15 protein-coding genes and 1 riboswitch are annotated in these 18,469 nt (G+C 72.1%); of the genes, 11 read left to right on the forward strand and 4 right to left on the reverse strand.

Annotated elements, in window-relative coordinates:
- Positions 1 to 191: 191 nt before the first annotated feature.
- The 4 genes from BMZ82_RS00150 (at position 192) to BMZ82_RS00165 (ending at position 5,730) form a co-directional block, all read left to right on the forward strand.
- Positions 192 to 2,285 carry an alpha-galactosidase gene (locus BMZ82_RS00150; RefSeq protein WP_093770282.1) on the forward strand — a complete coding sequence of 698 codons (2,094 nt, stop codon included), beginning with the start codon at positions 192 to 194 and terminating at the stop codon, positions 2,283 to 2,285.
- A 301-nt stretch (positions 2,286 to 2,586) separates the two neighbouring features.
- A riboswitch (cyclic di-AMP (ydaO/yuaA leader) is annotated at positions 2,587 to 2,748 on the forward strand.
- Positions 2,749 to 2,752: 4 nt separating this feature from the next.
- On the forward strand, positions 2,753 to 3,718 hold the full coding sequence (locus BMZ82_RS00155; protein WP_093770284.1) for a peptidoglycan DD-metalloendopeptidase family protein: 966 nt from the start codon (positions 2,753 to 2,755) through the stop codon (positions 3,716 to 3,718).
- Between the two features lie 243 nt (positions 3,719 to 3,961).
- Positions 3,962 to 4,747 (forward strand): SGNH/GDSL hydrolase family protein, encoded by a 786-nt coding sequence (locus BMZ82_RS00160; protein ID WP_093770286.1) that lies wholly within the window; start codon positions 3,962 to 3,964, stop codon positions 4,745 to 4,747.
- Between the two features lie 224 nt (positions 4,748 to 4,971).
- A complete protein-coding gene (locus BMZ82_RS00165) occupies positions 4,972 to 5,730 on the forward strand; it encodes an SIMPL domain-containing protein (RefSeq protein WP_093770288.1) in 759 nt (252 codons plus the stop codon).
- 49 nt (positions 5,731 to 5,779) lie between these two features.
- Here the strand turns inward: BMZ82_RS00165 and BMZ82_RS00170 are convergent, their stop codons facing one another.
- Together BMZ82_RS00170 and BMZ82_RS00175 are read right to left on the reverse strand one after the other, a co-directional pair.
- The gene (locus BMZ82_RS00170) at positions 5,780 to 6,400 is read right to left on the reverse strand and encodes a TetR/AcrR family transcriptional regulator (RefSeq protein ID WP_093770290.1); all 621 of its coding nucleotides are present in this window, start codon (positions 6,398 to 6,400) and stop codon (positions 5,780 to 5,782) included.
- 27 nt (positions 6,401 to 6,427) lie between these two features.
- Positions 6,428 to 7,651, reverse strand: a complete 1,224-nt coding sequence (locus tag BMZ82_RS00175; RefSeq protein WP_093770292.1) for a Glu/Leu/Phe/Val dehydrogenase dimerization domain-containing protein — start codon at positions 7,649 to 7,651, stop codon at positions 6,428 to 6,430.
- Between the two features lie 210 nt (positions 7,652 to 7,861).
- On the opposite strand from BMZ82_RS00175, the gene BMZ82_RS00180 reads away from it, so the two are divergent.
- Positions 7,862 to 9,091, forward strand: a complete 1,230-nt coding sequence (locus tag BMZ82_RS00180; protein ID WP_093770294.1) for an MBL fold metallo-hydrolase — start codon at positions 7,862 to 7,864, stop codon at positions 9,089 to 9,091.
- A gap of 22 nt (positions 9,092 to 9,113) precedes the next feature.
- Here the strand turns inward: BMZ82_RS00180 and BMZ82_RS41460 are convergent, their stop codons facing one another.
- Positions 9,114 to 9,236 carry a hypothetical protein gene (locus tag BMZ82_RS41460; RefSeq protein WP_256251691.1) on the reverse strand — a complete coding sequence of 41 codons (123 nt, stop codon included), beginning with the start codon at positions 9,234 to 9,236 and terminating at the stop codon, positions 9,114 to 9,116.
- Between the two features lie 708 nt (positions 9,237 to 9,944).
- Here BMZ82_RS41460 and BMZ82_RS00185 point away from each other — a divergent pair.
- From BMZ82_RS00185 to BMZ82_RS00210, 6 genes are all read left to right on the forward strand, one after another.
- The gene (locus tag BMZ82_RS00185; protein WP_093770296.1) at positions 9,945 to 11,981 is read left to right on the forward strand and encodes an AfsR/SARP family transcriptional regulator; all 2,037 of its coding nucleotides are present in this window, start codon (positions 9,945 to 9,947) and stop codon (positions 11,979 to 11,981) included.
- Between the two features lie 369 nt (positions 11,982 to 12,350).
- Positions 12,351 to 15,479, forward strand: a complete 3,129-nt coding sequence (locus BMZ82_RS41465) for an ATP-binding protein (protein ID WP_093770304.1) — start codon at positions 12,351 to 12,353, stop codon at positions 15,477 to 15,479.
- A gap of 101 nt (positions 15,480 to 15,580) precedes the next feature.
- Entirely contained in the window at positions 15,581 to 16,015 is a 435-nt protein-coding gene (locus BMZ82_RS00195; RefSeq protein WP_093770305.1) for a roadblock/LC7 domain-containing protein, read from the forward strand.
- A 2-nt stretch (positions 16,016 to 16,017) separates the two neighbouring features.
- The gene (locus tag BMZ82_RS00200; RefSeq protein WP_093770306.1) at positions 16,018 to 16,389 is read left to right on the forward strand and encodes a DUF742 domain-containing protein; all 372 of its coding nucleotides are present in this window, start codon (positions 16,018 to 16,020) and stop codon (positions 16,387 to 16,389) included.
- Entirely contained in the window at positions 16,367 to 17,050 is a 684-nt protein-coding gene (locus tag BMZ82_RS00205) for a GTP-binding protein (protein WP_256251692.1), read from the forward strand. Before BMZ82_RS00200 ends, BMZ82_RS00205 begins: the two co-directional genes overlap by 23 nt.
- 61 nt (positions 17,051 to 17,111) lie before the next feature.
- Positions 17,112 to 17,684, forward strand: coding sequence for a GAF domain-containing protein (locus tag BMZ82_RS00210; RefSeq protein ID WP_093770307.1), 573 nt, complete (start codon positions 17,112 to 17,114; stop codon positions 17,682 to 17,684).
- A 30-nt stretch (positions 17,685 to 17,714) separates the two neighbouring features.
- Here the strand turns inward: BMZ82_RS00210 and BMZ82_RS00215 are convergent, their stop codons facing one another.
- Complete coding sequence (locus BMZ82_RS00215; protein ID WP_093770308.1) at positions 17,715 to 18,320, reverse strand: GOLPH3/VPS74 family protein; 606 nt, start codon at positions 18,318 to 18,320, stop codon at positions 17,715 to 17,717.
- Between the last annotated feature and the right edge of the window lie 149 nt (positions 18,321 to 18,469).

An 18,469-nucleotide genomic window follows, 5' to 3' on the forward strand; every position in this document is an offset into this window, starting at 1 on the left:
GCCGACGGGACACCGCATCGACCATACGACAAGGATTCCCGTCGCAACGAGTTGTCCACAGGCCACAGAAACCAGCCGTTCGCGCAGGTGGAGAGTTATCCACAGGAGTTCCCGGCGGAGTTGCCCGGCGGGCCGACCGCATTCGATGATGTTGGTGCTTGATCGCACCTGTTCGAATTAGTGGGGGTTTGATGCCCGAGATCGCCGACGACGGCCGCACCTGGCTCCTTTCGGGGCCCACGAGCAGCTACGCCCTCCATCTCACCGAGGCCGACGAGCTGGTCCACCTGCACTGGGGCCCGGGCATCGCGCTCGTGGACGCCGAGGCGCTCGCCGCACTCCCGCCGTCGGCGCGCGGGGCGTCCTTCGAGTCCCCGCTCGACGGCCGCGAGGAGTACCCGGTCGAGGGCGGCCCCCGTTTCGTCCGGCCCGCCCTGTCCGTGCGCACCGCCGAGCGGCGCGGCACCGAGTGGACCTTCGAGACGTACGAGACCGACGGGGCCGATGAGGCCGGCGGTGACGGGCTGCGGTTGCGGTTCCGGGACGGCGGGCTCGCCGTCACCCTGCACTACCGGATGCGCGGGGACGTCGTAGAGCGCTGGACGACCCTGCGCAACGACGGCGAGGAGCCGGTGGAGCTGCTGCGGGCCGACTCCGCGACCTGGACGCTGCCCGAGCGCGACGACTGGCGGCTGTCGCAGTTGCACGGCCGCTGGGCCGCCGAGTCCCGGCTCACGCGCTCCCCCCTCACCTACGGTGAGAAGGTCATCGGCAGCCGCCGCGGCCACACCGGGCACCAGCATCTGCCCTGGGTGGCCCTGGACACCGACGCGACCGAGGAGCGCGGCGAGGTCTACGGCTGCGCCCTCGGCTGGTCGGGCTCCTGGCGGATCGCCGTCGCCCAACTCCCCGACGCGCGCGTGCAGATCACCGGCGGCGCGGGGTACGACGACTCGGGCCTGCTGCGGCTGGCGGCGGGGGAGTCCTTCAGTACGCCCGTGTTCGCCGGCCTGTGGAGCGACGCCGGGTTCGGCGGCGCGAGCCGCACCTGGCACGCCTACCAGCGGGCGCATGTGATCCCGGACGCCGGACAGGACCGCCCGGTGCTGTTCAACTCCTGGGAAGCCACCTACTTCGACATCTCCGAGGAGCAGCAGGCGACCCTCGCCCGGCGCGCCGCGGCGATCGGCGTCGAGCTGTTCGTCGTCGACGACGGCTGGTTCGGGACGCGCACCGGCGACCATGCCGGGCTCGGCGACTGGCGGCCCAACCCCGACCGCTTCCCGAACGGCCTGAAGCCCCTCGCCGACCAGGTGCACGGCCTCGGCATGCAGTTCGGCATCTGGGTCGAGCCCGAGATGGTCAACCCCGACAGCGAGCTGTACCGGGCGCATCCGGACTGGGTACAGTTCCAACCGGGACGAAAGCGGACGGAATTCCGCAATCAACTCGTACTGAACCTCGCCCGCGAGGACGTTCAGGAGTACCTCTGGGAGCAGCTCGACACACTCCTGTCCAGCGCCCCCGTCGACTACGTGAAGTGGGACTTCAACCGCTGCTTCACCGACGCCGGCTGGCCGGACGACCCCTACCCGCAGCGCCTCTGGGTCGACCACGTACGGGCCCTGTACGCCCTCCTGGACCGGCTGCGGGCAGCCCACCCGGGCGTCGCCTTCGAGTCCTGCTCGGGCGGCGGCGGGCGCATCGATCTCGGGATCATGAGCCGCACCGACCAGGTGTGGACCTCCGACAACACCGACCCGCTCGACCGGCTCGACATCCAGCACGGCTTCAGCCAGATCCACCCCGCCCGGGTCATGGCCGCATGGGTCACGGACAGCCCGAACACCCAGCTCAACGGCCGGGCCAGCTCGCTGCGCTTCCGGTTCGTCAGTGCCATGGCCGGGGTGCTCGGGGTCGGCGGGGACCTCTCCGAGTGGAGCGAGGCGGACCTCGCCGAAGCCCGGGAATGGGTGGACCTCTACAAGGAGATCCGACCCCTCGTGCAGCACGGCGACCTCTACCGGCTGCGGCCCCCGGCCGGTGGCCTGAGCGCCGTCCAGTACGTGCGGGGCGACGAGGCGGTCGTCCTCGCCTGCCTCCAGGTCCAGCGGTTCGGCGAGCCCGTCCCGGCGCTGCGGCTGCGCGGACTCGACCCGACATCGTCGTACGAATGCCTCGAAACGGGCGAAGTCCACCGGGGTGCCGTGCTGTTGCATCACGGGCTGCGCACCGGACTGCGGGGCGACCTTGATGCGATGGTTATCCGCCTGCGTCGCATCTGAGTCTTCTGTCCCGAATTGGATCCTTCGTTCTAACTCGCCCTGGAATAAAGGGACCTGGAGAGGTGTCACGTGAGGAGCGTCATATCCGTGACCGTACGTCGTTCGTCATGTTCACGTAATTCATATGCTTTTCCGGGGTGCTTGGCGGAAAGCGGGCCTATTGATTGACGGAGCGTGACTGGGTATTCGCGCAGGAGATCAAGAGAAAAGCGTTATCCGTGCAACCTCTGCTTGTCCCCGTGCGTCTTGGTCGCTTACGTTCCACCCCAATCCGGACGGATGCCTAATCCTGCCGCCGCCCGGTGTCCGCTCACCCACCCGTGTAAGGCAGGAGCGGGGGACCCACAGGTAGAACCGCCTGTTCCGGTCCCGGAACAGGCTTGGGGTAAAGCCGTGCCTCGGCGCGGCCGGGCATCTCCAGCCCGCACCCGACAGCTCACCTCGCAGGCGTCGGAGAGGAATTGGCCATGCCCGCGAAGGGTAAGCACCTTCGTCCGAAGTCCCAGCGTTTCACCCGCTCCATAGCCGTCGCCGGAACCGGCGGCGCAGCGCTCACCCTTCCGCTCATAGGCGCTGCCGGCGCCCATGCGGTGCCGTCGCAGTCCGCCGCGCAGACGGTTTCGCAGTCCGTTTCGGAAAAGGTCGTGCAGGCCGTTCCGGTGGCGCAGAAGAAGACCGCCGCCACGGCTACCCGGACCTACACCGTGCGGTCCGGCGACTGCCTCGCGGCGATCGCCGACGAGCAGAACGTCGCCGGCGGCTGGCAGAAGCTGTACCAGGACAACCGTCAGGCCGTCGGCGGCGACCCGTCGCTGATCCACCCCGGCCTGAAGCTCTCGATCGGCAAGAAGGCCGCGACCGGCACCACCGGATCGTCGTCCTCCTCGAAGACGTCGTCCGACGGCAAGGCGTCGTCCTCGTCGCCTTCTTCGTCCTCTTCGTCGTCCGGCTCGTCCTCCTCGAACGTGACCACCCAGGCCGCCGAGACCAGCACGAGCACGGGCGCAGACACCGGTACCTCCAGCGGATTCAGCCTGCCGGTGGCCGGTGCGACCATCGGGACCGGGTACCACGTGGCCGGCAGCATGTGGTCCAGCGGATACCACACCGGTGTCGACTTCGTCGTCCCGACCGGCACCTCCCTCAAGGCCGTGGGCGCGGGCACCGTCGTCACCGCGGGCTGGGGCGGCGCGTACGGCAACCAGGTCGTCATCAGGCTCGCCGACGGCTACTACGCCCAGTACGGCCACCTCTCCCAGCTCTCCGTCTCGGCCGGCCAGACCGTGACCGAGGGCCAGCAGATCGGCCTCTCCGGCGCGACCGGCAACGTGACCGGCCCGCACCTGCACTTCGAGATCCGCACCACGCCGGACTACGGCTCGGACGTGGACCCGGTCGCCTACCTCCGCTCGCACGGCGTCGCCGTCGGCTGACCCCGCCGACGACCTCCGCCCGACACGCACCGCACGCTCAACCCGCCTGACACGCTGCCGAAGGCCGGATCCCGATCCCCGGGTCCGGCCTTCGGTGTGCGAGGGCTTATTCCCTGATTGGCCAACTCTTTAAGAGTGGCTTATCTCACCGTCCGTCAACCCTTTCCTACGGTCGCGTAAGTCACATTCGAAGGTGAATCATCAACTGTTGTGGCAGACGATTCGAAGAATGACAACAGATCAGTGATCGGGTCGTACGTGGCGGTGGGGGACAGCTTCACCGAAGGCGTCGGCGACCCCGGGCCCGACGGGGCGTTCGTCGGCTGGGCCGACCGGTTCGCGGTACTCCTCGCCGACCGGCGGCCCGAAGGCGACTTCGACTACACCAACCTCGCGGTCCGCGGAAAGCTGCTCGACCAGATCATGGAGGACCAACTCCCCAGGGCGCTGCGGCTCGCCCCGGACCTGGTCTCCTTCTGCGCCGGCGGCAACGACATCCTCCGCCCCGGCACCGACCCGGACGAGGTCGCCGAGCGCTTCGAGCGCGCGATCGCGTCCCTGACCGCCGTGGCCGGCACGGTCATGGTGACCACCGGCTTCGACACCCGTGGCATGACCGTGCTCAAGCACCTGCGCGGCAAGATCGCCACCTACAACGGGCACGTCCGCGCCGTCGCCGACCGGTACGGCTGCCCGGTGCTCGACCTGTGGTCCCTCAAGTCCGTCCAGGACCGCAGGGCTTGGGACGGCGACCGGCTCCACCTCTCCCCGGAGGGGCACACGCGCGTGGCGCTGCGCGCCGGAGAGACCCTCGGCCTCGACGTACCGGCCGACCCGGAGCAGCCCTGGCCGCCGCTCCCGCCGCGCGGCACCCTCGACGTGCGGCGCGACGACGTCCACTGGGCGCGCGAGTACCTGGTGCCGTGGATCGGACGCCGGCTGCGCGGCGAGTCCTCCGGCGACCACGTGACCGCCAAGGGCGCGCTGTCGCCGGACGACATCAGGATGCGGATCGCGGCCGTGGCCTGAACACCGCGGCCCGAGCAGTGACCGTGGGCGCACGCGGACGCGGACGCGGGCATGGACGTGGTCGGCCGTGGAGGTCGTACGGTCGGCCGCTCCACCAGTGAGGTGAGCGCACGGGAGTGGTGCGCGGGCGGGGGCCGGTGCGGGTGCTGGGATGACCGCACCCGCCCCACCCGCGCACCGCACCCGCCCCGTTTCCGCTCGACGCCTCGAAGGACCGGTCCCGCATGCCCCTTCCCCGTACGCCCGTCGCCGTGGCCCTCGTCTCCCTGCTCGCCCTGGGCGTCCCGGCGCTCGCCGTGCCCGCGGCGGTCGCGTCGCCCGCCCATCCGGCCGTGGCCGTCCGGCTCGCGCCGGACAGTCCCGCCACCGTCACGGTGACCGGTGAGGGCAGCGCGAGCGCGGCCCCCGACCTGGCGCTCGTCGGCGCCGGTGTCGAGGTCTCCGCCAAGACCTCGCAGGCCGCGGTGGACGCACAAACCAAGGCGGCCACCGCGCTGCTGGCCGCCGTCCGCGCCCAGGGCGTCGCCGACCGGGACGTCCGCACGGAGGGCGTCTCGCTCAGCCCCGTCTACGACAACGCGGACAACTCCGCGCGACTGAAGGGCTACCAGGCCGCGCAGTCCTTCTCCGTGAAGGTGCGCGAGGTGGCGAAGACCGGCGCGGTCCTCCAGGCGATCACCGACGCCGGCGGCGACGCGGCCCGGATCAACTCGGTGGTCTTCGACGTCTCCGACCCCGCCCCGCTGCGGTCCCGCGCCCGTGAGGCCGCGCACGACGACGCCCACGCCAAGGCCGAGCAGTACGCCCGCCTCAGCGGCCGCCGCCTGGGCCGACTCGTCTCACTCAGCGAGGACGCCTCCAGCTCCTCGCGCCCGGCGCCGTCGACCGGGGACATCCCGGGCGCCGGCATGAGCGCCGTGCCCGTGGCCCCCGGCGAGATCCGCGCGACGGCGACGGTGACGGCGGTGTACGAGCTGGACTGAGCCGACGGCCGGGTCCTGCGTCCTGTCAGCCTCACTCTTTGCCTCGGCTTCAGCGCTTCTGGGCGCTCAACGTCTCGGGGGCGAGGCCGAGTTCCCGGGCCACGGCCTCGTCGACCCATTCCTGCGCGCGGGTGCGGGACACCGCGCCCGGGTAGGACGTGAGCTGGACGGCGAGGCCGTCCAGCAGGGCCGTCAGGCGCAGGGCCGTGCCGGCCGGGTCCGGGCAGCGGAACTCGCCCGCTGCCACGCCCTCCGCGATCACCCCGGCGAGCACGGCCTTCCACTCCCGGTCGAGGTCCCGGGCGACCTCCCGCAGCGCGGGCTCGCGCAGCGACACCGCCCAGCCCTCGATCCACAGCCGCCAGCCCTTGGCCCGGCCCGTCGGCGCGTACCAGCGCACGGCCGACCGCAGTCGGCGCAGTGCCGTGGTCCGCCGGCCGACCAGCGTGCGAAGCCGCGCCAGGTCGTCCTCGGCCGCGTAGGCGAACGCGTCGGCGACCAGCTTCTCCTTCGTCGAGAAGTGGTAGAGCACCAGCGCGTTGCTCACCCCGAGGGCCGCGGCCACGTCGGCGATCCTGACCGCCGCCACGCCCCGCGCCTCGATCTGCTCGATGGCGGCCCGCAGCAGCTCCGCACGCCGCTCGGCCACACCCAACCGGACCCTGGTCACGCCGTCACCCCAATCCGTCCCGACCTCTCACGCCCCATCCTGATCCGGTGGCGTGAGCTGCCCCGGACCGTCCGGTTCCGCCGCGCCGAACCGCTGCGCGATCACCGGCAGTCGGCCCTCGGCGATCGTATGCGCGGCGGCCCGGGGCGTCGTCCCGTCCGCCTCCGCCCGGGTCAGTACCAGCTCCACCAGGGCGCGCATCGAGCGGCGCGTGTACGCGAAGGCCTCCTCGGCGTCCGCGCCGATGTCGCCGAACAGCGTCCACCACCACCAGGCGTTGGTCCCGGAGTTGACGACGACGTCCGGCAACACGCTCACCCCGCGCGCGTGCAGCAGCGCCTCCGCCTCCGGCAGGACGGGCATGTTGGCCGCCTCGGCGATCCACCGGGCGCGGATCAGCTCCTGCTCCTCGACGCCGATCGCGTACGACACGGCGGCCGGTACGAGTACCTCCGCCGCCACCGACAGCCAGGCGTCGCCCGGCAGCTCGCGGTCCCCGGGGCGCAGTACGGCGCGGTCCACGGTGCCGTGCGCGTCGCGCGCGCTCAGCAGCGCCTCCACGTCGAGACCGGCCGGGTTGGCGATCGTGCCCTTGACGTCGGCGACGGCCACGACCGTCAGCCCCGCGCGCGTGAGGAAGCGGGCCGTGGCCCCGCCCATCGTGCCCAGCCCCTGGAGCGCGACCCGCGTCCCCGCGTACGCCACCCCGGCCCGGTCCAGGGCCGTCAGCACGGACTCGGCGACCCCGCAGCCGCCGACCAGCTCGTCCAGGCCGATGCCGTCCACCTCGACGGCGAACGCGGATGCGAGCCGCGCGCGGGCGGCGGCCTCGTCGTCCAGCAGGGGGTAGACGGCCTGCACGGACGACACCAGCCCCGCTTCGGCGGCCGCCCGGTCCACCAGATCCTGGGTCAGCCCCAGATCCTCGCCGGTGGTCCAGCAGCTCTCCACGTACGGCCGCACCGCACGCAGATACCGCACCAGCAGGCCGTACGCCTGCGGGTCCCGGGGGTCGCAGTCGATGCCGCCCTTCGCGCCGCCCAGGGGGACGTACCGCGCCTCGGGGTCGTAGTGCAGGGCCTCCTTGAGGCTCATGCCGCGCGCGAGCCCGGTCACCTCGGCCAGGGTGCAGCCCGCCCGCATCCGCAGGCCGCCGCTGCAGACACCGCGCACCAGCCGGTCGACGACCAGGAAACCCTGGCGGCCGGTGACGTGATCGGTCCAGGTGAGCGACAGACAGGGGGCGGTCATACGGACTCCTCGACCGGCGCGTACGGTGCCGGGGACACGGCTGATACTGAACGGTAGGTCAGTATCGGAAGGCGGCGGCGGCCGTGTCAACGCGGGCCGTCCCGGTGGCTCGCGGCCCCCGAGTCACCGGGACGGCCCGCGTTGTCGGAGGGGGCGACCATAATGGAATGCCTGAATGGCATGCCTCAGCGAAATCCACCTGGAGGTACCGTGTCCGGTTTCCGTCCCATGCGCTCCGGGCTTCGCGCTCCGCAGCCCGCGGCCTTCGGCGCGGACCCGAGCGGTGAGCGCCTGGCGCGTATCCGCAGATCGCCCCACTTCAAGGACGGGGTGTTCCAGAACCCCGGCGGCTCGACGCGGTTCCGTCCCTCGGGCGGCGGGATGTTCGATCTCGTCAAGAAGTTCCTCGACAAGGAGGAGCGCGCCCTGCGCGCCCCCACGGGCCGGATCCCGGTGCATGCCACCACCCTCGCCGACCTCGCGAAGCCGCCCGTCACGGGCCTGCGCCTGACGTGGATGGGGCACTCCGGCGTGCTCGCGGAGATCGACGGGCAGCGCGTCCTGTTCGACCCGGTCTGGGGCACGCGCTGCTCCCCGTTCCCCTTCGCCGGGCCCAAGCGGCTGCACCCGGTGCCGCTCCCGCTGGCCGCGCTGGGTCCGGTCGACGTCGTCGTCATCTCGCACGACCACTACGACCACCTGGACATGCCCACGATCAAGGCGCTGGCCGGCACGGACACCCTGTTCGCCGTGCCGCTCGGCGTCGGAGCCCACCTCGAACACTGGGGTGTCTCCGCGGACCGACTGCGCGAGGTGGACTGGCACGAGGCGACGAAGGTCGGCGGCCTCACCCTGACCGCCACCCCGGCCCGCCACTTCTGCGGCCGGGGCCTTCGCAACATCCAGCACACCCTGTGGGCGTCCTGGGTCGTCGCCGGCGAGCAGCACCGGATCTACCACAGCGGCGACACCGGCTACTTCGAGGGCTTCAAGGAGATCGGCGCCGACCACGGCCCGTTCGACGCGACGATGATCCAGATCGGCGCGTACTCGGACTTCTGGCCCGACGACGACCCGGAGTCCGCGCCCTTGCCGGGCGGCTGGCCGGACATTCACATGAACCCCGCTCAGGGCGTCCAGACCCACCTGGACCTGCAAGGCGGCGAGGCGAGCGGGGTGCTGCTCCCGATCCACTGGGGTTCGTTCAATCTCGCGCTGCACCCTTGGGCGGAGCCCGGCGAGTGGACGCTGGCCGCCGCGCGGGCTGTCGGCCAGGCCGTCGCCCTGCCCGTCCCGGGCCTGCCCTTCGAGCCCGCCGGCGACCTCCCCGTACACCCCTGGTGGCGGGACGTCTCGGCACCCCTCAACCGCCGCTGGCCCGTCCCGCAGATCGCCCCCAAGCCGACCCACGAAGCCCTCGACCTCGTGGGCGAGGACTGAACAGCGCGGCAGCAGGCAGCGACTACGGAGGCGCGGGGAGCGGGGAGCGGGGAGCGGGGGAGGGGCTCGGGCGGTTCAGGGCGGTGACCGCCTGGGCGGGGTTGGCCTGGTGCGGGACGAGGGCGGCGAGGTCGGTGACCTCCAACGCCTGCCTTCGCCAAGGCCTGTTGGGAGATCGCGGGCGCGACGGGACGGCGTCGCCGCCTACAGGCTGCCGACTCCGGCCATCGGCCGCCCGGTCGGGCGAGCTCGCCTCGTGGTTCCGGAACCGTAGGGATCCAGTTCTCTCTGTTCCGGATCCTGGTGTTCTGTTTCTGTTGTGTTCTCGGCCCGACAGGGTTCCCGGCTTGGTCGAGGGCGCGCCCTCGTGTCGGGGGTGACAACCCACCAGGCCGACGCTACTGTGACCTTACGCGTACATCTGAGATTAAAATATGCGGGGGAAAAATGGTCAGCGAGTCACTGACTGATGGTTCACTCGACAACTTTCAAGGGCTTGTGGCGAAGCGCGGGTACTAGTCCCGCGTCGCATTGACGTGCGTTCGTCCCGGTGGCCTGTGGTGCGAGTTTCCGCAGGTGGCGCTCTGGTTGTGGCGCTCGTCGCCCGCGCCGTTTTCTTTGTGACTTCGTGGCGCGACAAATGCGTCCTCTTTCTTGCATGCGCGGACCGTGAATTGCGGTCCGCGCATGAGGTACGTCTTCCTCTGAATATGTCCTGACGGGTGAAGGTCTTGGTGTGGCCACCTCTACTCAAAGGAGAGTTATGGAAACCCGTTACCGCCCGGCCATTCCTGACGTGCTACGCGAGGAAACCGGTGGTCGGTTCAGATCCGATTCCGGAGGCGAATGAGCTATGGCCGCCACGGGAGCACCGCTGCGCATTCAGCTCTTAGGCCCGGTGCGGGCCTGGCGGCACGGGGTGGAGGTGGCGCTCGGCCCGCCCAAACAGCGGGCCGTACTGGGCCTCCTCGCGAGCCGGGCCGGCGACGTCGTGGGCGTCGAGAACATCGTGGACGCCCTGTGGGGCGGCGACGTACCGCAGACGGCCGCCAACGGCGTCCACACGTATGTGGGCGGACTGCGCCGGGCGTTGGACCCCGGGCGCGGCCGGCGGGCGGCCGGCGCGCTGCTCACCTCCGCGTCCGGCGGCTACTGCCTGCGGCTGGACCCCTCGGACGTGGACGCCACCCTCTTCGTACGCGGTCATGGTGACGCGCGTAGGTCACGGGGCGAGGGCAACGCCGACACGACACTGCGGCTGTACGAACAGGCCCTGTCGCTCTGGCACGGCGAGGCCTACTCGGGCGTCCCCGGGCCCTTCGCCTCGATGGAACGCACCCGGCTGCGGGACCTGCGGCTGACGGCCGTCGAGGAGTGGGCCGCCGACATGCTGGCGGCCGGCCGGCACGCCGAGATGGTCACCGAACTGACCGGCGCGGTCTCCGAGGAACCGCTGCGCGAGAAGCTGCGCTGGCTGCTGATCCTGGCGCTGTACCGCAGCGGCCGACAGGCCCACGCGCTGCGGATGTACGAGGAGACCCGGCAACTGCTGAGCAGCGAGCTGGGCATCGAGCCCGGCGCCGACCTGCGCAACCTCTACCAGCGGATCCTGTCCGGGCATCCGGAACTGCGCCCGCCCGGCGCGGACACCCCGCCCGTACCGCTCACGGGCCGCGAGACCGCGTTTCCCGGCGCCCCCAAGCCCGTACAACTCCCTCCGCTGGCCCGTGGGTTCGTGGGGCGCGGCAAGGAACTGTCCGGGCTGGAAGGGGTGTTGAACGACGAGTGCTCGGGGCACGGTGCGACGACTCCGGTGGCGGTGGTCGACGGTCCGGCCGGGGTCGGCAAGTCGGCGTTCGTGCTGGAGCTGGCGCACCGGCTCATCGACCGTTTCCCCGACGGCCAGTTGTACGTGGACCTGCGCGGCACCGGACTACAGGGCCGGCCGGTCAGCGCCGTTGACGCCCTGGGCCAGCTCCTGGGCAGCCTGGGGATCGACGGCTCACGGATGCCCCGCGGCCTGGCCGCCCGCGCCACCCTCTACCGAAGCCTGCTGCACGGCCGGCGCATGCTGGTGGTGCTCGACGACGCGCTGAGCGCCGATCAGTTACGGCCGCTCATCCCCCGGGGCTCGTCCTGTGTCCTGGCGACCAGTCGGCAGCGTTTCGGCGGGCTCGCGGCGCGGGACGGCGCTCACCTGGTCAGCATCGGGCCGCTGGCCGACGCGGAGTCGGCGCGTCTGCTCGCCGGTCTCAGCGGGGGACGCCTCGAAGGGCAGGAGCCGGCCACCGCGTGTCTGGCGGCGCTGTGCGGGGGACTGCCGCTGGCGCTGCGGATCGTCGCCGACGGGCTGGCGGCCAACCCAGGGGTGCCGCTGTCCGCGCTGGTCGAGCAGTACGCGGCCGAACGCGGCCGACTCGACCGGCTCGCGGTGAAGGGCGACGCCGTGGCCAGCATGCGCAGCGTCTTCGAGGCGTCGTACCAGGCACTGCCCGCGGACGCGGCCCGCATGTTCCGGCATCTGGGCCTGTACGGCGGCCCGTTCACGGTCGGGATCGCCGCGACGCTCGCGGAGACGGACCGCGACACCACCCGCAGACTGCTCGCACTCCTCGCCGCCCACCACCTGCTGGAGGAGGAACAGGGCCACCGCTACCGCTTCCACAGCCTCATCGGCATCTACGCCGCCGAGTGCGCGGACCGCGAGCCGCCGGCCCGCCGCCAGGAGGCCCTCACCCGGCTGCTTCGAGCAGGTGATGGCAGGGCCGATCCGGAGCCGCCCGGTCGTGCGGGACCGCAAGCGAGCCGTCCGCGCGCGGTGCTGGGCGGGCTGGTGCAGGCCGGTTTGATCGCGGACGGAAGCCAAGGCCACGACCGATACGGTGAGTGACGTTCGGGAGGGTTCTGTCGGCGGCGGTGATGGGTCGGAGGTCGGGCCCGGGGGGTCTGTGAGAGCGGGGGAAGGTTCGGTGGCGGGGGTCGGGAGGCGGGGGCTCCCCGGCCCGCTCCGTCTTTCCTGGATCACCTCTGAACAGGTCTGATCGACTTCTTTCCTCCCTGCACCCCGGATCGCGCGAACTTATCGGTCTGCCGTACGAACGCTCATACCAGAGCGGGACGCTCCCCGTGAGACTTTGTCAACTGCCCACCGCACCTGATGCGTTGACGACTACTGTGAGTGTCCGTCGGGCGACACCGGGCCGAATTCTTGGCTCTCCCGACCGACAGCCAGGCTCGACGGACCAGTACGAGGACACCGATGTCTCACCTCCGCGCACCCGCCACACGCGCAGACCGCCGTGAGGGCGGGCGGCACGGGCGGCCGGTCGCCCGCACCGCACCAGCGCCGGCCGAGACACACATACGGCCCCAGTTGCTGCGGCTCGCCGTGCTCCCCCCGACCGCGGTCGCCCTCAGCGCCTGCGCGGTCGTCCTGTTCACCGTGCGCTCCACCGGCGTCCGGCCCGGCCCGATGCTGTGGGTGGTGCTGGCCGGCGCGGTCGCCGTGACCGGCGTCGGCATCGTGATCGCAGCCGTGGCCGCCGACCGCGCCGCCCGCTCCGTCAGCGACCGCGTCGCGGCCCTGCGCCAGGGCAGCGCGCGCGGCGAGGCCGACCTGCGGGCCGTCATCGAGGCGCTGCGCCGCGGCGAGGCCCCGCCCCAGCGCACCTCGCGCGGCGGCCCGCCCGCCCACGACGCCGACGACTTCGAACTGCTCGCCGCCGACCTGGCCCGCGCCCACGACGGGGCCGTCACCGCCGTCGTCCAGGCCGCGCAGTTGTCCAGCCAGGCCGGCAGCGAACAGAAGCTGGAGGTGTTCGTCAACCTCGCGCGCCGCCTTCAGTCCCTGGTGCACCGCGAGATCTCGATCCTCGACGAGCTGGAGCACGAGATCGAGGACCCCGACCTGCTCAAGGGCCTCTTCCACGTCGACCACCTCGCCACCCGCATCCGCCGCCACGCCGAGAACCTCGCCGTCCTCGGCGGGGCCGTCTCCCGGCGGCAGTGGAGCAACCCGGTCTGCATGACCGAGGTGCTGCGCTCCGCCATCGCCGAGGTCGAGCAGTACTCGCGGGTCAAACTCGTCCCGCCCATCGACGGCGAACTGCGCGGGCACGCCGTCGCCGACGTCATCCATCTCCTGGCCGAACTCGTCGAGAACGCCACGGTGTTCTCCGCCCCACACACCCAGGTGCTGCTGCGCGCCAACCTCGTCACCTCCGGGCTCGCCGTCGAGGTCGAGGACCGCGGCCTCGGCATGCCCGTCGAGGAGCAGGTCCGGATGAACGCCCTGCTCGCCGACCCCGACCAGGTCAACGTCGGCCGCCTGCTGGCCGACGGCCGCATCGGCCTGTTCGTCGTCTCCCAGCTCGCCCGCCGGCACGGCATCCGGGTCCGCCTCCAGTCCAACATCTACGGCGGCGTCCAGGCCGTCCTGGTCGTCCCGCAGGCGCTGTTGGGCTCGCCGCCCGGCATCGCCGGATCCGCACAGCAGGGCCCGGACACCGACGGCACCGGCTTCCCGCTGCTCCCCACCACGGCCAACTCGGCCCGCCCCGTCCTGCCACCCGCACCCCACCCCACCCTCGGGACGGGACCCACGGCGGCAGGCCCGGGCGCGGGAGCGGCCCAACCCCCCGCTCCCACACACCCCCAAGGCCCCCGAACCACCCCGGGCGGAGGCCGCCGACGCAGCCCGACGCAGTCACCGGACACGACAGACACGGGCCACCCGCCGCTCCCGCCCCGCACGCGAGCGGGAGGGCGCGCGAACGCCGACCCGGCCAGGCCACCGATGCCGGTACAGGCACGGGACACGGCTGGAGCGGGCTGGCCCGCACCCCAGACCGCTCCCGTCGCGAGCGACGCGGGTGAGTCGCAGGGTTCGGCTCAGGTACACGGCGGCACCGCGGAGGTTGCCTGGTCCGGCGATGCCGATGTGACGCGGGACTCGGCCCAGGCACACGGCGACGCGGCTGCGGGTTGGCCTGCGGCCCAGGCCGCCGACGACGACGTAAGCCGACCGACGGGCTCGGCGCAGATCCGGAACCCCGGCGACGTGGGTGAGTCGCGGAGGTCGGCCCAGTTGGAGGGTGTTGGTGATGCGGGTGGGGCGCAGGGGGCGTCGGCGTCGGTGCCGGTGCCGGTGCCGGTGCCGGTGCACGGGACACCGGATGTGGTGTGGTCGTCGCTCCAAGGTGCCGACGAAGTGAGCCTCCTGCCGGGCTCGGCGCAGCGGCACGGTGTCGCCGAAGCGGGCCTATCGCACGACTCGGCTCAGGTGCGGGGTGCCGACGTTGCGGGCTGGTCGCCGGGTTCCGCTCAGGGGCTGGGTGCTGCCGACTCGGGTGTGTCGCAGGGCTTGGTTCAGAGGCTGGGCGCTGGCGACTCGGGTGGGTCACAGGGTTCGGCTCAAGGGTCGGCGGCCGGTGATGCGGGACCGTTCTCGGGCTCGGCTCAGGTACGCGACACCGCCGACGTGGGCCTGTCGTACCCCACGGCGTGGGTGCCGGACGCCACGGCCGCCGGTACCTCCACCGGCCTGCCGGAAGGGGGGCGGAGCCTCTCGGACACGGGCCAGTTCTCGGACCTGCCGCAGCCGCAGTCCCCGCAGTCGCAGCCGGAGATGCAGTCCCAGCCCCAGTCCCAGGCACCGTTGCAGTCCCAGTCCCAGTTCCAGTCCGAGACGGAGACGCAGCACACGCCCGCCTCCGGGGTGCCCTTCGGCTCCTCGCGGTCGGAGGGCGTCTCGGACGTCGCCCGTGCGGGCACGTCCCCGCAAGCCCGGTCCGTTTCCGGGCCGGGGCGGCGCGGCGGATTTGCGGCGGGCGCTGCCGAGGCGGCTCCGCTCCAGCCGGACGCCCCCCGTGCGGACCCCCCTCGTGCGGACCCCCCTCGTGCGGACACCTCCCGTGCGGACATCCCCCGTCCGAACGGGCGTCGACCCGCCCCCCTGCCCGTCCGCGGCGCACGCGAGACGCGGGCCAATCCGTCGGAGGCCGTGCCCGGTGTTCGGGGTGGCGACCGGCATGTCGTCGAGGAGAACGCGGGCATCGCACCCACACCACGCATCGGTGCCGTGCGCGGCACCATGGGCAAGCCCCAACTGCCCCGCCGCCGCGCCCAGGAGCACATCGTCCCCCAACTGCGCGGCGGTCCGGCCCCACGGCAGGACTCCGAGCAGCCCGTCGCCCACGACCCGGGCCTGATGGCCGCCTTCCAGCGGGGCATCGGCCTGGCCGAGGCCCAGCAGAGCCTGGAGGGGGACGTCACGGACCCGCCTCCGCACCCGCTGCCGTACCCGGCATACGGCGCACCGGACGCGCTGGACCTGACCGGTACCGATCAACCCACCGCCCGGCACGACGGGAGCACACCAGCCGGATGAGCACGCTGAGCACAGCCGCCCCCACATCCACGCCCATCGCCCCCACCCCCACGACCCCCACCGCTCCCACAGACCTTCGTACCCCAAGGAGTCGATCCACCATGGCGAGCGACGCACCGACCGGCCAGGTATCCGATCTCGACTGGCTGATGAGCGGCCTCGTGCAGCGCGTGCCGCACACCACGAGCGCGGTGCTGCTCTCCTGCGACGGGCTCGTGAAGTCGGTCCACGGCCTCGACCACGACAGCGCCGACCATATGGCCGCCCTGGCCTCCGGCCTCTACTCCCTCGGCCGCAGCGCCGGCATCCGGTTCGGCGACGGCGGGGACGTGCGGCAGGTCGTCGTCGAACTCGACGCGACGCTGCTGTTCGTCACCACCGCCGGCTCCGGCACGTGCCTCGCCGTGCTCGCCGGGCGCGAGGCCGACGCGGCCGTGCTCGGTTACGAGATGGCGATGCTCGTGAAGAGCGTCCGGCCGTATCTGACGACCGCGCCCCGGCAGCACGCCGTCGAACCGTCGGTGATGGGGCCTTGAGCGTGATGGCGGCCGGCGACGGGCCCTGGCTCGACGACGCGGCCGGACGGCTGGTGCGCCCGTTCACGGTCAGCAACGGCCGCACCAGACCCAGCGTCGCCCTCGATCTCATGTCGCAGGTCAGAGCCACCGGGGCGACCCCCATCGGCTACCTCGGCCCCGAACACGCGACCGCGCTGGATCTGACCCGGGTACCGGTGTCGGTCGCCGAGATCGCGGCCCATCTGAAGCTCCCGGCAGCGGTCACCAAAGTGCTGCTGTCGGACCTCCTCGACTGCGGGGCGCTGACCACCAAGCCCCCCGAGTTCCACCACAACCCCACCGACCGGGCCCTACTGGAGGCAGTGCTCGATGGACTACGACGACAGCTCTGAGTACGGCGAGCACCGCAACTACGGCGAACATGACAAGTACGGAGATCACGACGACTACGGCGCGCACGAAAGCCGTGCCGCCCCCTTCCCCACCGCCCTGAAGATCCTGGTCGCGGGCGGCTTCGGGGTCGGCAAGACGACCTTCGTCGGCGCGGTGAGCGAGATCGCGCCGCTGAGCACGGAGGAACTCCTCACCACGGTCAGCGCCGCGACCGACAACCTCGACGGCATCGAGAACAAGGTCGAGACGACCGTCGCCATGGACTTCGGGCGCATCACCCTCGACCCGGAACACGTCCTCTACCTGTTCGGCACGCCCGGCCAGGAGCGGTTCTGGTTCATGTGGGACGAACTGTGCGAGGGCGCTCTCGGCGCGGTCATCCTCGCCGACACCCGCCGCCTCGAGGAGTGCTTCGCCGCCGTCGACTTCTTCGAGGAACGCGGCCTGTCCTTCATCATCGCCGTCAACGAGTTCGACGGCTCCCACCGCTACGCCCCCGAGGAGGTGCGCGCCGCCATCGACCTGGACCCGGACGTCCCCATCGTGCGCTGCGACGCCCGTATCTCCGCGTCCGGCGTCCAGACCCTGCTCACCCTCGTCAAACACCTCCTCGCCCACGCACCGGCCGCACCTCAGCCGAGCCGCGGCGCACACATGTGACCGCCGCACCCAACGCCCCGGAGCCGCATATGACCCACGTCCACAGCGACGGAGCCCGGCCATGAGCTACGACCCGCCGCGCCCGGCCGGTCGTCTGCTGCTCACCCCGGAGGACAAGGAGGCTCCCGCCCGTGCCCGGAGGCTGCGCCGACTCGGTCTCGGGGAACGGCCGGAACCCGCCCTGGACGCCTTCGCGGACCGCCTCGCCGAGGTGACCGGAGCGCCGTACGCGATGGTCAACTTCCTTGACGAGGAACGGCAGTTCTTCGCCGGGCTGCACACCCCGGCCGGCGGCCGGGCGGCCCGTGGCGGCAAGCCCGAGGTGGGCCGCCGGCTGCCCCGCGACTACGGCTACTGCCCGCACGTCGTCGTCCGGCGCAAGGCACTCGTCCTGGAGGACGTGGGCGACTACCCGCGCTTCGCGGGCAACCCGGTCGTCGACGAGTACGGCATCCGCTCCTACCTCGGCGCTCCGCTCATCGACACGACCGGCATGGTGCTGGGCACGGTGTGCGTCGCCGACCTCGCGCCCCGGCCCTGGGGGAAGGCCGGCCTGGAGACCATCAAGGCGACCGCCGCCGACCTCGTCGGACAACTGCGATGGCGGGAGGCCGACGGGTTCCTCGCGCCGTGAGGCAAAGCCGATGAGAGAGGCGTACGCCTGTCAGGGGGCGCGCCAGATGTTGTCGAAGGCCGCGTCCTCGATGGAGCGCCGCTGCCGTACGGCCTCCAGCTCCGTCAGCGCGTCGCCGACCGCCGCCAGCACCGTCAGGACCGCGTCGTCGGGCAGCTCGGGCAAGCCGTCGGCGGGTTCCTCGCGCAGACCGACGGCGGCGGCCAGCGCGACGAGGACCGGCTCGTCCGCCGCCCAGCGATCGGTGGCGTGGCGACGGTCCGGAGAGTCGACCGGCTCCGGCCGCCCCGACCGGACGCGCAGCCGCCGGTGGCGGGGCCGGACGGCCAGCCCGTCCGCCTCCAGCCGGTTGGCATAGGCCGAGGCGAGGCCCCGGCCGCGGCGCCACAGCCAGTCCTCGACCGACTCGTACGGCGCCACCCGGACGAGCGACGACGCGGCCACGTCCAGGAGGGGATCGGCCGGCGCCGTCGGTGGGCCGGGCACCAGGACGTCACCGTCGAGGGCGACCGCGCCCGTCTCGACCAGATCGATCGCCTCGGCGCCCGCGAGGGCGAGCGACAGATCGCCCTGCCCGATGGGACGTACGGGCGTCACGTCCATCACGACGATCATCAGGTCCCGTGCTGTGGTCATCAGGGGCTCCACGTCAGTCGGCCGGAGTCGTGAGGGTCGTCTTCCAGCGTGCCACGCGCGTGCCACGCGCGTGGAGCGACCGCGTGGAGCAGCCGTGCGAAGCACCGTGTGGAGCAGTCGCGTGAAGCGGAGCTGTGGCGGCGCTTAAG

The sequence above is a fragment of the Streptomyces sp. yr375 genome, from assembly GCF_900110755.1.
Taxonomy (GTDB): domain Bacteria; phylum Actinomycetota; class Actinomycetes; order Streptomycetales; family Streptomycetaceae; genus Streptomyces.